The organism is Trinickia sp. EG282A, from assembly GCF_040965455.1.
Classification (GTDB): Bacteria; Pseudomonadota; Gammaproteobacteria; order Burkholderiales; family Burkholderiaceae; genus Trinickia; species Trinickia symbiotica.
The window spans coordinates 146,981-162,801 of record NZ_JBFRCC010000004.1; the positions used below are offsets into that span (position 1 = coordinate 146,981).

General features: G+C 65.3%; 10 protein-coding genes and 1 pseudogene. 9 read left to right on the forward strand and 2 right to left on the reverse strand.

Translation table 11 applies throughout. The features are described from left to right. The first annotated feature begins 46 nt into the window (after positions 1–46). Positions 47–571 (forward strand): hypothetical protein, encoded by a 525-nt coding sequence (locus AB4Y31_RS20015; RefSeq protein ID WP_368675445.1) that lies wholly within the window; start codon positions 47–49, stop codon positions 569–571. Between the two features lie 48 nt (positions 572–619). Here the strand turns inward: AB4Y31_RS20015 and AB4Y31_RS20020 are convergent, their stop codons facing one another. Then, positions 620–1,438, reverse strand: coding sequence for a lipase secretion chaperone (locus AB4Y31_RS20020; RefSeq protein ID WP_368675446.1), 819 nt, complete (start codon positions 1,436–1,438; stop codon positions 620–622). 109 nt (positions 1,439–1,547) lie between these two features. On the opposite strand from AB4Y31_RS20020, the gene AB4Y31_RS20025 reads away from it, so the two are divergent. Continuing rightward, positions 1,548–1,742 (forward strand): hypothetical protein, encoded by a 195-nt coding sequence (locus tag AB4Y31_RS20025; RefSeq protein WP_368675447.1) that lies wholly within the window; start codon positions 1,548–1,550, stop codon positions 1,740–1,742. Here AB4Y31_RS20025 and AB4Y31_RS20030 read toward each other — a convergent pair. Continuing rightward, a complete protein-coding gene (locus AB4Y31_RS20030) occupies positions 1,739–2,854 on the reverse strand; it encodes a triacylglycerol lipase (protein WP_368675448.1) in 1,116 nt (371 codons plus the stop codon). The two genes, AB4Y31_RS20025 and AB4Y31_RS20030, sit on opposite strands and share 4 nt — an antisense overlap. A 495-nt stretch (positions 2,855–3,349) precedes the next feature. Between AB4Y31_RS20030 and bcsD the strand changes: the two genes are divergently transcribed. The 7 genes and pseudogenes from bcsD to AB4Y31_RS20065 all read left to right on the forward strand — a co-directional run bounded on the left by bcsD (position 3,350) and on the right by AB4Y31_RS20065 (position 15,658). Next, the gene (gene bcsD, locus AB4Y31_RS20035; protein WP_368675920.1) at positions 3,350–3,784 is read left to right on the forward strand and encodes a cellulose biosynthesis protein BcsD; all 435 of its coding nucleotides are present in this window, start codon (positions 3,350–3,352) and stop codon (positions 3,782–3,784) included. Between the two features lie 71 nt (positions 3,785–3,855). Next, positions 3,856–4,338: a cellulose biosynthesis protein BcsP gene (bcsP, locus tag AB4Y31_RS20040; RefSeq protein WP_368675449.1), complete on the forward strand. Its 483-nt coding sequence runs from the start codon at positions 3,856–3,858 to the stop codon at positions 4,336–4,338. Further along, entirely contained in the window at positions 4,335–5,123 is a 789-nt protein-coding gene (bcsQ, locus tag AB4Y31_RS20045) for a cellulose biosynthesis protein BcsQ (protein WP_368675450.1), read from the forward strand. The genes bcsP and bcsQ overlap by 4 nt, the downstream gene beginning before the upstream one ends. Continuing rightward, positions 5,120–7,330 (forward strand): UDP-forming cellulose synthase catalytic subunit, encoded by a 2,211-nt coding sequence (gene bcsA / locus AB4Y31_RS20050; protein WP_368675451.1) that lies wholly within the window; start codon positions 5,120–5,122, stop codon positions 7,328–7,330. Before bcsQ ends, bcsA begins: the two co-directional genes overlap by 4 nt. Next, a pseudogene (gene bcsB, locus AB4Y31_RS20055) lies at positions 7,212–9,692 on the forward strand (cellulose biosynthesis cyclic di-GMP-binding regulatory protein BcsB); the annotation flags it as partial. The gene bcsA and the pseudogene bcsB, both read left to right, overlap by 119 nt. Positions 9,693–9,722: 30 nt before the next feature. Beyond that, positions 9,723–10,904 carry a cellulose synthase complex periplasmic endoglucanase BcsZ gene (gene bcsZ, locus AB4Y31_RS20060; protein WP_368675452.1) on the forward strand — a complete coding sequence of 394 codons (1,182 nt, stop codon included), beginning with the start codon at positions 9,723–9,725 and terminating at the stop codon, positions 10,902–10,904. Next, positions 10,895–15,658 carry a cellulose synthase subunit BcsC-related outer membrane protein gene (locus AB4Y31_RS20065; RefSeq protein ID WP_368675453.1) on the forward strand — a complete coding sequence of 1,588 codons (4,764 nt, stop codon included), beginning with the start codon at positions 10,895–10,897 and terminating at the stop codon, positions 15,656–15,658. Before bcsZ ends, AB4Y31_RS20065 begins: the two co-directional genes overlap by 10 nt. The last annotated feature ends 163 nt before the right edge of the window (positions 15,659–15,821 follow it).

Here is a 15,821-nt window from a genome sequence, read left to right on the forward strand (position 1 = left end):
GAGCCAATGGTCCGGCTCGAAGGCGCTTTCAATCATGGAGGACGGCATGTCGACGGAAACCCTATTTCGGATCCATCTCGCGGCGGGCTATGTGGCGTGGCTGCTTTGTTTCAGCGCCTACATCTGGCCTAAGCTGAAATCGATGGATCGCATCGACGCGCAACGCGCTATCGCCACGTTGCACAGCTTTCGGTTTTTTGGTCTTGTCTTCATCCTTCCTGGGGTCGTCGGCCCTCATCTGCCCCCCGCCTTCGCCACGTGGTCGGCCTACGGCGATCTCGCCACCGGAGTGCTGGCTATGATGGCGCTCCTCACCGCCAGGCTGCGCAGGCTCTTCTGGCTGTTCGTTATCGCCTTTAACCTCGTGGGAGTGACCGACCTCATCGTCGACTATTCGCTTGCGGTCCAACTGGACCTTCCGAAGATTGCCGGCGAGTTAGGTAGCGCCTATGTGATTCCGATCGTCTACGTGCCGCTACTGATGATCACGCACGTCGCCGCCTTCTATTTACTCGTGCGAGCGCAGCCTCGCGCGGCGCGTGCGCTCGCTCATAACGCGGCGGCAACATAACGATCGGCGCCTGTTTCAGCTCACGTCGTCGGTATTCACTATCTGCCTTCATCGATGATATGGCTCGGCATCTGCACTCGGCAGCGAAGCCGAGCCACGATCGAGCAACGCGGCGCGCAGCCGCTCGCCCCTTGTCGCGAACGATCGGTCGCGCAATCGACCGAGCTGCGCATCGCGGTCCGCGGGCGCAAGTCTCATCGCGTCGATATGCGCGCGCTCTACCGCGTACTGCGAGTAACGGGTTATCCAGGCATCTTCGTCCGTCTGCATTTGCAGGACCCGTTGCGCCGCCTCGGCACCGAGCGCCTCCGTGGCCGCCGCCCGCAGCTGATCGGGCGGGAGGCCCTGCGTTCGCCATTGCGCAATTGCCGTCACCGAGGCCTGCCGCCGCGCCTCACGCTCGAGCGCGGTCCGCTCGGCGGGCGGCAGGGTATCCGCGAGAGTCTGCAGCCGCGCAGCCTTCTGCGCATCGGTGAGGGCGGAATCGGCCATCGTGCGCCAGCGTGCGAGATCGTAGCGCGCCCGCCGCCACTCGCTGCCGAAGAACGCCTCGCTCCAGTCCAGGCCCATCGTGCGCCCGGCGATCGAAGCGCGCTCGTCGAGCGTGGATTGCATCGTATCGAGATCGATCGGCGCGCCGTTCGCAGTGTCGGCCGGTACCGCCTGAGTTGCTTGTAAAGCTCCAACGCGCGCTACTGCGTCGCGATAAGCGCCATATCGCTGCCAGAGGTCGAGCGCTTCCGTCTGCGCTGCCGTACCCTCGAGTTGCGCGGCAACCTCTCGACGGATGAGCGCGTCGAGCGTATCAGCCGAAACGTCGTGCTGCGCCGTGAGGAAGTAATCGAAGAAGTCGCGGACCGCGCGCACTCGCGCAAGACGTCCGCTCTCATCGAGAGGTAGTCGGGGTGGCAGTGACCCGCTCAGCGATGACGGCAATACTTCTGCCGACGAGGATGCCGGACGCGGTCGCGCACGAATGAACGATGCTCTCGCAAGAGCGCCGAACCCGGCGCTGCGTGCCGCCGCGGGAACCGCGCTCGTGCGTGGCGAAGCCCGTCCGCCCAGCCCGCCGATCAGCCATGCCGCGCTTGCGCCGCCCGTCATCGCCAGCGCGACGATTACAGCGATCAGTGCCGCCTTCCGTGGGTTTACACAGGCGTTCATGAGTTAGAGCCCCTGCAGCTTCAGCCTATTCGCATGCGTCCGGATCACTGCCACCGGATCCTCGGCATACTGCCCGACCACGCCGAGCAATTGGTTGATTTCATCTGCGTGATTCCACCGGTAGCTCGTGCTCAGCACATCGCCGAAGAGCGCGCTGCAGACGGAGACGAGACCGTCGTTCCGCCCGGCGCCGCGATTGATCATCATCGCCCCCGTTCCCCGCAATGTCAGCGTGCTGGGATCGGCGAGATTGGCGACATCGAACGCGCCGGACACACTCGTATCGGTCGCGCCGCGTATGCCGAGCGTCGTCCCTGACGGCTGAATCGCGTCGCCCGTCCACGAATAAAGGAAATGGGTGTTGCCGTCGATGGTTTCCGTCGCCGCCCCCGTGCGGCAAGAGCCCGGCGCGCCGAGCCCCGCGCTCGGCACGGCTTCGTTGAACGACGCGGCGGCCGCCGTCGTCAACGACTGCAGCGCGCCCACCGCATCCTGGTTCCAGTTGTGGTCGCTGCTGACGAGCGCCCCGAGCACCTTGGCGAATTGCGCGACGATGGGCTCCGAAAGGCCGATCGGGTCTTTTCGCATCGCGTCGATTGCGAAGTCCGCGAACTCGGAGCCGCGATGCGGCGTGCCGATCGTCGTGACGGAAGCGACGAGTTCGGGCGCGACGGTCGCGACGTAGCGCGCGGTGAGGCCGCCCTGGCTATGGCCGATGAGATTGACTTTCCGGGCACCTGTCACGGCAAGCACCTCTTTGACGAACGCCAGGAGTTGCTCGCCACGCCCGTTCGGGCCCAGGTCGCTTTGAAAGCCCGACAGATTCGCCACGAATACCGCGGCCCCATGCGATTCCAAGTCCGACGGAATGCCGTACCAGTAGTCGAGCAAATTCGCGTAGCTGTCGGTGCCCGAGAGTCCATGCACGAGCACGATTGGATAGCGGGTCGCCGCGTAGTGCCCGGCCGAGCTCGCCGTGTCGGCGGATGCCTTTGGGGGAGCGGCGAAGCATATCGATGAGGCGGCAAGCGCGAGCACCGTCGCGAACAAGGATATCGCGCCGGCAAGCATCGCCGACGATTGCCCCAGCAGGGCTTCCTTTTTGGTCAAGCGGTCCATTCTGTCAACTCCTTTCTCGAGCGTAGGTGTCGTAAGCCCGTCGGACGCGAGAGCGCTCGGCCCCTGGGCGCAGCGCCCGCAAACGGTCAGGAAAGGAGTGAATCAGCAAAAAATCGAAGGCGGTATGCGAAGGGTCTCAATTAGACGAGTGCAACCTGTCGAGCCATGCGATGAATAAGCGCAAACCTTTGCGCGTTTCGCAATTTGGCAAATTGCCGGGCCCCGCCGCTCACGCAATGCGTGCTAAATAAAAAAAGTAAAGAACTGACAAATGCCGGACAGTGTTGCGCTACGTTAACTGTCGCCAGTTATTTTTGACGATTGTCAACAGTGCGTTAACGCTGGCAGGGCATAATGCGTCCCGCGTCGCATCATCGGTCGGAAGGCTCGAACCGAGCGCCCAAACGCCGGCAAAGATCGGAGGTGCGGATCGACGCCCTGGACAACTTCGAAGAACGCCTTGCAAAGACCATGCAAACGCCGCTCGCTACGACAATGCTCGCCTTTTATGCGAGCACACATCCCTCGCCGCAATGGCAGGGATTTCTCACCGCGCTCGCCGAAGAATTCGAGAGCGAGCTCGATCATGCGCAGCTCAGGCAGTTGATGGCGCGCATCGGCGAGCGCTTTGCCGATGCGCATCCGCTCGGTCAATGCGAGACGATCGACGACCTTGCCACCGCCCTCAACGCGAACTGGGCGCGACTCGATTGGGGATTTGTCCGCCTCGCCGACGAATCCGATCATCTCAGCCTGACTCATCTCTGTGCACCGCTTGCGGCGTTCGGCCCCGGAGCCGATACGTGGGCAACGGCGTTTCTCGAAGGCGCCTATCGCCGTTGGCTCGAAACGCTCGGTGCCGACGCACTGACGTTGAAGCAGGTACGCGCCGCCGGACACACCGAGCTCGAGTTCCGGCTCGCGCGATAAATCGTTCTTCCCCGTTGCACCGGGCGGCGCTGGTCGCCTCTGAACGTGCGCCTCTCGCAGGAGTTACAGGCATGAGCCAATCAAGCGATGTCGAGAATCTTTTTCGGCGTTTTGGCGGAAACGCCGCGGATTACCAGGAAGTCGGCCGCGAAGACGGTGCCGAGGTGGCGCGTCGGCGTTGGCCGCTGCTCGGCTCCCTGACGCAGACGACTCGAGGCACGGTTCCCCCGCTTGAGGAGCAACCGATGCAGCCGTCGCCGATGCCGCCCAAGGCGGCGATCGCCGCGACAACGACGACTTCGGCGGATAGCGCAAGCTCAGCGCCAATGTCGGCCGACAGGACCGACACGGCGGAACCGGCCGAGCGCTCACCGCTCGCCGGCCTTTTCGGTACCCCGAACGCGAGCGCGAGCGGCGAGCGGCCGATACCCGCGGCCGGCTCATCGCGCAAATTGACGGATCTGTTCCGGCGGCTCGCCGCCGTCCCCAGCGGCTCCGATACCGACTCATCGCCGCTGCGCCAGCTCGCGAGCGCGAAACGGAACCTGCCATGAACATCGTCGCTGTCGTCTCGGCAAAAGGCGGGGTCGGCAAGACGACGCTCGCCGCCAACCTTGCCTCCGTGCTCGCCGCGGGCGGCCAGCGTGTCGTCGCGGTCGACCTCGATCCGCAAAATGCGCTGCGCTTGCACTTCGGCGTGCCGCTCGAGAGCGTCGATGGTCTCTCTCGCGCCACGTTGCGCGGCGAAAGCTGGGTCACGGCGCTCGTCGGCGGAACCGATGGTGTGATCGTATCGCCGTACGGCGAGCTCAACGAGGACGACCGGCGCCGCTTCGAAGCCCATCTCGACGCCAACCCCGACGCCGTACGTCATGCGCTCGACGAATTGCCGCTCGACGCGTCGGACATCGTCATCATCGATACGCCGCCCGGCGCCTCCGTCTACGCGCGCGCGGCGCTGCGCGCAGCCACGTTCGCGGTCAACGTGGTGCTCGCCGATGCGGCCTCGTACGCGGCGATTCCGCAGATGGAGCGCCTCATCGACTGTTACGCCGCGCCGCGGAGCGAGTTCATCGGCCACGGGTACGTCGTCAATCAAGTCGATCAAACCCGCCAGCTGACGAAAGACGTGCTGAAGGTGCTGCGCGATTCGCGCGGCGCGACGATGTTCCCGGGCGTCATTCATCACGACGAAGGCGTCAGCGAAGCGCTCGCCTATCAGACGACGCTCGTGGCCTACGATGCGGTAAGCCGTGCCGCCGCCGATCTTAAAAGCTGCGCGCAGTGGCTCCTCAACGCCCTCGCTTGCGCGCCGGCCCGCACGCGGAGCATCGCATGAGCAGCAAGCCGCTTCCGGCGCTCGACGGCGCCGCCACCCCCTCTCGCCTCGAGCGGTTCGTCGATGCATCGCTCTGGGACACCCGTGTGATGCGCCTCGTCGTGACCGGCTTGGCGCTCGTCGCGCTTTACTTCGTCGTCACGGTGCCGTTCGCCTTCTCCGAGCAGTTGTTGTTCGCCGTTCTCTGCTTCGCCGCCGCGCTTTTCTTCCGGCGGCTCGAGGGCCGCTATGCAACGCTCGTGATGGTCATGCTCTCGGTCGTCGCCTCCGGCCGCTACATCTACTGGCGGCTGACGGCCACGACGCAGTGGGAGCACGCGCTCGACGCCATCTGGGGAACGTTCGTCGTTGCCGCGGAGCTCTACTCGTGCGTCGTGCTGCTGCTCGGCTACTTCCAGACGTCGTGGCCGCTCAAGCGTGCCCCCGTGCCGCTGCCGGCCTCGCGCGACGAATGGCCGACCGTCGATGTCTTCATTCCCACCTATAACGAGCCGCTTTCCGTCGTCAAGCCGACGATCTATGCGGCGATGGCGCTCGACTACCCCGCTTCGAAGCTGTCGATTCACGTCCTCGACGACGGCCGCCGGCCCGAATTCAAGGCCTTTTGCGAGGAGGTCGGCGTGCATTGGACGATTCGCACGCACAACCGCCATGCGAAGGCGGGCAACATCAACGAGGCACTCAAGCATACGAGCGGCGAATACTTCGCGATCTTCGACTGCGATCACATTCCCACGCGCTCGTTCCTGCAGGTTTGCCTCGGCTGGTTCCTGCGCGACAAGCGCCTCGCGATGCTGCAGACGCCGCACCACTTTTTCTCGGCGGACCCATTCGAGCGCAATCTCGGCACGTTCCGAAAAGTGCCGAACGAGGGCGAGCTTTTTTATGGTCTCGTGCAGGACGGCAACGATCTCTGGAACGCGACCTTCTTCTGCGGCTCGTGCGCGCTGTTGCGGCGCTCGATGGTCGAGGAGATCGGCGGCATCGCCGTCGAAACCGTCACCGAGGATGCGCATACCGCCCTCAAGCTTCATCGCCGCGGCTATACGACGGCCTACCTCGCGATTCCGCAGGCGGCCGGGCTCGCTACCGAAAGCCTCTCGGGTCATATTGGGCAGCGAATCCGCTGGGCGCGCGGCATGACGCAGATCTTCCGCGTTGACAATCCGCTGCTGCGGGGTGGCGGGCTCAAGATCAGTCAGCGGCTTTGCTACCTGAACGCGATGATGCACTTCTTCTACGGCATCCCGCGACTCATCTTCCTGACGGCGCCGCTCTCGTTCCTTTTCTTCGGCGCGCACATCATCGACGCCGCGGCCAGCACCATCGCCATCTACGCGTTGCCGCACATGGCGCACGCGAACGTGACGAACTCGCGGATGCAACGCGCGTTCCGGCATTCGTTCTGGGCGGAAGTCTACGAATCAGTGCTCGCCTCCTACATCACGTTGCCCACACTGCTCGCGCTCATCAACCCGAAGCTCGGCAAGTTCAACGTCACGGCCAAAGGCGGTCAGATCGAAAAGAACTATTTCGACTGGGCGATTTCCCGGCCCTATCTGCTGTTGCTGCTGCTCAACGTGCTCGGCATCGTCGCGGGCGTCGCGCACATCGGCTTCAACTGGCACGTGAAAGGCGAAGTACAGACGACGCTGCTGAACCTCGCCTGGACAGGCTACAACGTGCTGATCCTCGGCGCGTGCGTGGCCGCGGCGCGCGAACGCAAACAGATCCGAGCCGTGCATCGCGTGGCGATGCGCATTCCCGTCACGCTCAAATTCTCGACAGGCCGCACGCTTGCCTGCGAAACGATCGATTACTCCGAGGGCGGCGTCGCCGTCGCGCTGCCGCAGCAGACGAGCGTGCCCTCCGAGGAGCGCGTGATCGTCTCGCTCTTTCGCGGCACCGAGGAGTACGCGTTTCCGGCAACCGTCGGCTACAGCGAGCCAGGCAGAGTGGGCTTGCGGTTCGACGCGCTCACGCGCGAGCAGGAGTTCGAGCTCGTCAGTGCAACGTTCGCGCGCGCCGATGCCTGGACCGGCTGGTCGGAGGGCCGCGCGCACGACACGCCGCTGCGCGCCCTGTCACACGTGCTGCGAGTCGGCTCGAGCGGCATCGCCGGATTGTTCGAACACCTCGGCAGCGACCTCAAGGCCCGGTTCTCGCGCAAACGCGAGCCACAACAGCAAGAAAAAGGCACAGCCTGAGATGAAACACTCCCGACGCTCACTCTATCTGCTGCCCCTCGCGGGCGTAGCGCTGCTCGCGAGTGCGATGACCTCGTCGATGGCGGCGAGTGCCACGCCGAGCGCCCTGCCGCCCGCCGCGCCGTTCACGCCGAATGCGATCGTTCAAGCCGCGCTTGCCACGCCGGCACCACAGGATGCGCTTGCCTCCAAAGCGACCGCGGCAACCATGCCGACAACGGCGAACCCGGGCATCGTCGTGCCGGGCGGGCGGCGCCAGGGTCTGACGTTTGCCGAACTCGGCGCGCTCGATCCGCTGCAGTTGCGCGGCGTCGAAGGGCAGAACGGCGTCGAGTTCTCCGTGCGTCGCGACGAAGTCGTGACGAGCGCGATACTGCACCTAGTCTACAGCTATTCGCCGGCGCTGCTGCCCGACCTCTCGCAGCTCAACGTGCTCATCAACGGAGAACTGGCCGCCACGCTGCCGCTTCCACGCGAGCAGGCCGGCATGCAAGTCACGCGCGACGTCTCGATCGATCCGCGCTTCATCACCGAGTTCAATCACGTCAACGTCGAGCTCGTCGGCCATTACACGCGCAAATGCGAAGACCCGGCGCACTCGTCGCTCTGGGCGTCGGTCAGCAATCACAGTTCGCTCGAGCTCACCTACGCGACGCTGCAAAGCAAACCCGATCTCGCCGATCTGCCGCGGCCGTTCTTCGATCGGCGCGACGTACGCCGGCTCGAGCTGCCCTTCGTGCTGCCGGGCAAGCCCGACATCGGCACGCTCGAAGCAGCGGGCGCGGTGGCGTCGTGGTTCGGCGCGAATGCCGGCTACCGGGGCGCGCTCTTCCCGACGCAGTTCGATAACGCGCCGCTCACGGGCAATGCCGTCGTCTTCGCGACCGCGGACAATCGCCCGACCGGGATCGCGCTGCCCGAGATCGCGGGACCGATGCTCGCCATCGTGGACCGGCAGGCGCCCGCTCAAGGCAAGCTCCTTCTCGTGCTCGGCCGCAACGAAGCCGAGCTGAAGACGGCGGCCGAGGCGTTGAGTCTGGGCGGCAACGAGCTGGCCGGCTCCAGCGTCACGATCACGAACGTCAAGTCCCTGGCACCGCGCGCACCGTACGACGCGCCGAACTGGCTGCCCACCGATCGCCCCGTTCACTTCGGCGAACTGGCGGCCGAGCGCGATCTGACGGTATCGGGCTATAGCGCCGGGGCAGTGCGCGTGAATCTGCGCGTTCCGCCCGATCTCTTCATGTGGCATTCGAAAGGCGCGCCGATCGATCTCGACTATCGCTACAGCGTGCGGCCGACGGCGGACCGCTCGTCGCTCAACATCAGCGTCAACGACGGCTTCGTGGAATCGCTGCCGATTCCGGCGCGCCCGACGTCGATGTTCGACCCGGCTCGTTACCTGAGCAGCATATTGCCCGACGGCACGGCGCAGGCGCACAAGCGCGTCTTCGTTCCGCCGCTGCTGCTCACGCCGCGCGCGCAGTTGCGCCTGCACTTCTTCTATGACATTCCGAACACCGGCGAATGTCACGGACGCATGCTCGAAAACGTGGTGGGCACGATCGATCCGAACTCCGTCATCGACGTCTCGTCGTTTCCTCACTACATCGCCCTGCCTGACCTCGCGGCATTCGCCAACAGCGGCTTCCCGTTCACGCGGATGGCGGATCTGTCGGAAACGGCCGTCATCCTGCCCGACGACGCGAGCGCGAGCGACTACAGCCTTTATTTGCTCGAAATGGGGCGCATGGGAGCGTCGACGGGCTATCCGGTGCTCGGCGTGACTGTGGCGAGCGCGGGCGAGGTCGACAAGTTCGCCGACAAGGACCTGTTGGTTCTCGGCGCACCCGGACATCAACCGCTCTTGCAGAAATGGGCGAACTCGATGTCGTTTTCGGGCGACGGCAACGCGACACGTTTCACCGTCTCGGACGTCGTCTACAAGGTCGAAGACTGGTGGCAAGGCGGCGAGCGCGGCGTCTCGCGCCCGCCCGCGCGAGCGGATCTGTCGCTCGTCAGCTCGGAAAGCAACGCCGTCGTCACCGCGTTTCAATCGCCGCTGCGCCGCGGCCGCAGCGTCGTCGCGCTGATCGGCGCCGCTGGGCAATCGGACGCCAACCTCGCCTCCGCCTTGCTCGATTCCGACGTCGTGCCGATGATCCAGGGCGCCACCGACGTCATTCACGGTCGGTCCGTCACGGTGACGTCGAACGGCAACACCTACTACGTGGGCCATCTCTCGCCGTTGGACTACCTGCGCTGGGCGCTTTCGTCGCATCCGATCCTGCTCGCATTGTCCGGCGTATTCGCGGCGCTCGTTTTCGGCGCGCTGTTCTATCGAGCGTTGCGCGCGGTCGCGACGCGGCGTCTGAGCGAATGAGCGGCTGAAATGGCAACAAGATCAGCCCTGGTGCAAACCGTCGCCCTCGCGCTATCGCTCGGCCAAGGGCATGCTGCGCACGCGGCCAATCCGCCCGAGCCGGCCTCGCATGTCGCCGCGCAGTGCGACGACTGGCACGCCTATCGCCTCTTTATCGAGCGTGATGTCTCCGGCGACGGTCGCGTCATCGATGCGTCGACGCCCGCGCAACAAACGACGACCGAAGGACAGGCCTACGCCATGTTCTTCGCGCTCGTCGCGAACGACCGCGCCACGTTCGACCGACTGCTTGGCTGGACGCGAGCGAATCTCGCGTCGAACCGCTTCGATGCGACCGCCGTAGCACTGCCGGCATGGCTGTGGGGCCGCAGGCCCGACGGCTCGTGGGGCGTGCTCGATCCGAATTCGGCCGCCGATGCGGATCTCTGGCTCGCCTACGATCTCATCGAGGCCGGCCGCCTTTGGCGCGAGCCCGAGTATCGGCAATTGGGCGAGGCACTCGCGCAACGGATCGCGAGCGAGGAAATCACGGACCTGCCGGGTCTCGGCACGATGCTGTTGCCGGGCCCGCACGGCTTCGTCAAAGATGGCGTCACGCGCGTCAACCCCAGCTATATACCGCTGCCGGTCTTGCGCCGCCTCGCGCATGCGGCGCCCAAGGGGCCGTGGAATACCGTCGCGAACAACTCGTTGACCCTCATCAAGGCGACCGCGCCGCAGGGATTTGCACCCGACTGGGCCGCCTGGCAGCAGGGCCGCTTCGGCGTCGACCCGCAAAAGGGCGATACGGGGAGCTACGACGCGATTCGCGTCTACCTGTGGGCGGGCCTGACCGCCTCCGGCGACACGCTTGCGAAGCCCTGGCTCGCCGCGCTCGGCGGCATGCGCGCACGCGTGGACAGCACGGGCTTTCCGCCCGAGAAAGTCGCGACCGCAACCGGAACGGCGAGCGGCGAGGGTCCGCTCTCGTACTGGGGCGCGCTGGCGCCGTACTTTTCCGCGCTCGGCGATAAGCGCAATGCCTCGCTTGCGCGCCTGCACCTCTCAGTGCTCGACGGCGATGCGCCCGACAAGCAACCCCTTTATTACGATCGTGTGCTGGGCTTGTTCGGCACCGGATTCATCGACGGCCGCTTCCGCTTCGACGTAGACGGCCGTCTCGTGCCGAATTGGAGACCTGCATGCGGCTGAAGTCCCTTGCACTCGCACTGAGCGTTGCCGCGGCCTGCGGGGCGACGAACACCCCGCGCGCGCAGACGGCGCCGGCCAAAATCGATCCGATGAATGTCCTCATCTCGCAGGGCAAGTATTGGCAGGCGCATCGGCGCGGCGATCTCGCCGAGCAAGCATGGCGCAAGGTGCTCGGCATCGATCCCAACCAGCCCGATGCGCTCTACGGGATGGGTATCGTCCTGGCCGACCGCAAGAACGTCGGCGAGGCGCAGCAGTATCTCGAACACCTGCGTCAAGTGGCGCCGAACTATCCGGAGCTCGACGAGCTCGCGCGGCGCCTGGGCATCTTCAGTCCGCGCGATCAGGCCGTCAACGAGGCACGACGTCTTGCGCAAAGCGGCCAGAACACGGCGGCGGCGCAGGAGTATCAGCGAGCGCTGACGGGAAAGCCCGCGTCGGCCGAGCTGCAGCTCGAGTACTACGAGGCGCTCGCGGCAACGCCGCAGGGGTGGGACGAGGCGCGCCGCGGTCTCGAGCAGCTCGCGCGCGAGCATACCGACGATCCGCGCTATGCGCTCGCTTACGCGCAGCATCTCACGTATCGCGACGCGACGCGCCGGGAAGGCATCGCGCGGCTCGAAAAGCTCGCGAACGATGCAACGACCGGCGAGGCCGCGCGCCGAAGCTGGCGCCAGGCGTTGCTCTGGCTCGGCGCACGCGCGTCCGATGCTGCGTTGTACCAGGACTATCTTCGTATTGCGGGCGACGATGTCGCTGTCAAAGCGCGCTACGAGTCGATGGTCGAGCAGGACAAAGAAGCGCGGACGCGCGCGCAGCAAGCCGCGGCGGCAAGCGCGCACGGACGCGCGATTGCCGATGCGTTCGATGCGCTGAACCGCGGGGATCTCGAATCCGCGAAGCGGCAATTCACGACGATCCTCTCGAAATCGCCCGAGGATCCCGACGCGCTTGGCGGCATGGGCATCGTCGCGCTCAAGCAAGAGCGTTTTGCGGAGGCACGCAACGATCTCGAGCGTGCGAGCGCGCGAAGCGCCAACCCCGCACGCTGGAAGAGCTCTTTGCAGAGCGCAACCTATTGGAGCTACACCAGCGAGGCGATCGGCGCACGCAGCAACGGCGAGTACGCGAAAGCAAAGACGCTCTTCGAGCGCGCCATCGCGCTCGATCCGTCGGACGTCACGGCTCAAGTGCTGCTCGCGGATATGCTGCTCGCCAATCGCGACGCTTCCGGCGCCGAGCAGGCGTACCGGATGGCGCTGCGCCGGCAGGCGGATAACCCCGATGCGATCCGCGGACTCATCGGTGCGCTGGCCGCGCAAGGGCGCGCCAGCGAAGCGCTCGCGCTCGCGAGCAAGCTCACGACCGAGCAGCAGGCAAAGGCCGGGGGCATCGATCGATTGCGCGGCACCGTCGAAGCCGGACAGGCACGCGCAGCCGAAGCGCGTGGCGACCTCGGCACGGCGCGCAGCCTCTTCGAAGATGCGCTCGCGAGTAATCCGACGGATCCGTGGCTGCGTCTCGACCTTGCGCGCATTTACGTACGCGAAGGCGCCCTCGGCAACGCGCGCAGCATGATGGACGGGTTGCTTGCGACGAACCCCGATATGCCCGATGCGATCTACGCAAGTGCGCTGCTTGCCGCGGAAACGCACGATTGGTCGAAGGGACTCGCGCTGCTCGAGAAAGTGCCGGCAAAACAGCGAACGGATGCGATGGCGACGCTGCAGCACCGTCTCTGGGTACACCAGCAAGCCGAGCTCGCGGCGCAGCTCGCTCGCGAAGGTCGGCCGCAGGATGCCGCGGCGACGCTGCGATCGGCGCTGCCTGTCGCGGGCGGCAATGCCGAATTGATCGGCGCGATCGCAACGGGCTATCTGCAGATCGGCGACGCGGGCCAGGCGCTTGCGCTCGTTCGCGACGCCGCCCAAGCGGCGCCCGGCAGCGCCGACGTCCTCTTGCAATACGCGGGCATCGCGCTCGCGGCGCGGCAAGACGCCGAGCGCGACGACGTCATGCGCCGACTCGCGGCGATGCCGCTGACGGCGGCCCAGCATGCCGACCTCGACAAGCTCAACATCGCGATCGTCGTGCAGAGAACGGACGCTGTCCGCGAGCGTGGCGACCTCGCCGGTGCTTACGACGTCATGTCGCCGTGGCTTGCGGCCATGCCCGACGAGCCGGACCTGCAAGCCGCCCTGGGCCGGCTCTACTCGAGCGCCGGCGATGATGCCAACGCGCTCGCGAATTACCGCGCGGCGCTCGCGCGCCGCCCCGACGATCAGGGATTGCTGTTGGCCGCGATCGGGGCCGCGAGCGGCGTGAAGCAATTCGACTATGCGAAGTCGCTCGCTCGGAAGGCGCTCAACGCGGCGCCGAACGATCCGCAGACACTCGCGGCGGTCGGCCGCATGTATCGGGCCGAGGGCGATCTCTCGCACGCGGCACTCTACCTGCGACGCTCGCTGATCGCCGCGAACAGTTCGGCCGGCAATCAAGCCGGACGCGCCGACCGCTTCAGCAACGTGCCCCGCAATTGGCAAATCGCGATGCAACGGATCGGCACCGCGCCGCTACCGGGCACGAACCCATTCGTGGGAAAGACGCCCGTTGCCGGCGCGGCGCAATCGACGAGTCTCGACGCGGATGCATCGGCAGATGCGAACGGCGGCGCGCGAAGTGCTTTGCCGACACTGCCTACCTTCTTATCGCCTTCTTCTCCGAGGCAAAACGTGCCTTACTATCCGCCGGTTTCCCAGCCTGCCTCTCAGCCGGGGCTCGAGCCCGCTCCCTACGTCGCTCCGTACAACGCGCCGACAGCGGCGCCCGCCGGGGGGTATGGTCCAGAGATGTACGGTGCCGCCGAATCGGGAGCGGTGGGCGCCGCACCGTATGTAGGCGTGCCTGACGGCTACGCGCCGACACCTTGGCCCATGTCGCCGGCCGCGCAGGATGCGCAGATGGCACAGGCGTATCCCGCGGGGGCACCGTATGGTCAGGGCATGCCTGCGCGAACGCAGGAAGTTCAACGCGGCAACAAGAAGACAGCGGCGCGCAAAAGCGCGGGCTCGGCTGCTAATGGGACGACGCGCGGCGCTTACGCGCGAGGGAACGGCATGCCGGCCGGATATGCGCCGCAGCCGTATTACGGGCAACCAAGCTATCCGCAGCAACAGCCTGCATACGCGCAACAGCCGTATCCCTACGCACCGCAGCCCGCCTATGCGCGGCAGCCTCAGTACGCGCAGCAGCAGGCGTATGCGCAGCAGCCCGACTATGGGCAACCGTACCCGCGCCAGTCGGCGTATCGGCAGCAACCACAGCCGTATACGCCATACGCGCCATACGCGCCCGCGCCGCAACCGGTGTATGCCGCGCAACAGCCGTATGTGCCGCAGCCACCGTATCCTGTGCAGTCGCAACAGGCGTATGTTCCTCAACCGCCGGCCGGATATGGGCAGCCCTATTATGCTCAGCAAGCTGTGCCGCGAGGCTATGCCGACGAGATGGGTGCGGACGCTAACGTGGATAGTGCGACCGGCGCTAGTTCGCAAACGACGAGTGTCGCGAAGGAGCTTGCCGACATCGATCGCGAGCGAGCGAGCACAGTCTCCGGCGGCGTCGTATTTCGCAATCGAGACGGCGAGGACGGCCTCTCCAACCTGACCGACATCGAAGCCCCGATCCAGGGACGCATTAAAGCGGGCAACGGCCACATCGTAGTAACGGCGACACCCGTTTTGCTTGATGCGGGCACAGTGGCCGGCACGGCGAATGCAATCGCCCGGTTTGGAACGGGCGGCGCCAAGTACACGCCGAGCACCTATGGCGCGCAGAATGCGAGCGGCGTCGGACTTTCGATCGGCTACGAGAGTCGCTCCTGGAGCGGCGACGCCGGCGTTACCCCGCTCGGATTCGTCGAGATGAACGCTATCGGCGGGCTCAAGTACCGGGGCGCAGTTACCGATAAGCTCACCTACTCGCTCGAAGTGGCACGGAGAGCCGTGACGGACAGCATGCTGTCTTACGCTGGCACGCGCTATTTTGATCCGAACTCGGGCTCTACCGTGAAGTGGGGCGGTGTAACTTCGAACGGGGGACTGGCCGCGTTGAATTGGGATGACGGGACCAACGGTGCATACGTGAACGCGTCATACCAGTTCTTTCATGGCGACAACGTCGCATCGAACAATGCTTTGAAGGGAGGAGGCGGCTTTTACTCCCGCGTCTATAAAGACGCCAATCAGACACTTACGATCGGTGCAAATACGACGCTTATGCGTTACGCCAAGGACCTTTCCTACTACACCTATGGGCAAGGGGGCTATTTCAGCCCGCAGCAATACATCATCCTGAACTTTCCGGTCGAGTGGACCGGGCGCAACGGCAATTTCACGTATGACCTGCTCGGCTCGGTCGGCGTCCAGCACTTCCGCAATAAGGGCTCGAATTACTTCGTGTTGTCTGATAACGCGTCTGTTCAGGGGAAAGCCGACGATACCAACGCCCCGGATTCGCAGCTCACCTATCCTGGCACGAGCAAGACCGGTCTCGCGTACTCCTTGAAAGCAGAGGCCGAATACCGCTTCGCCCCGCAACTGTCGCTTGGAGCAACAGCCTCGCTCGGCAACGCATATCAGTACCGTGAATGGATCGCAGCCGTATATCTGCGCTACAGCTTCACGAAGGAAATGGGCCTGCAGCCGTTCCCGCCGAGACCGCTCACGTCGCCGTATTTGTCGTTGTCTGAGTGACCTGACATTCGCAGTAGCCGGTACTCGTATGGCGCTCAGCTGAAGCTCTTGGGCGAGCTGGGTGCGCACAGGCACGGATGATGCTTCGTCGACACTGCACTGGTCTTTCGCGCAATGCGCGGACGGGCGCCCGATCGACAGCAGTTCATCGATCGCGCCCGTC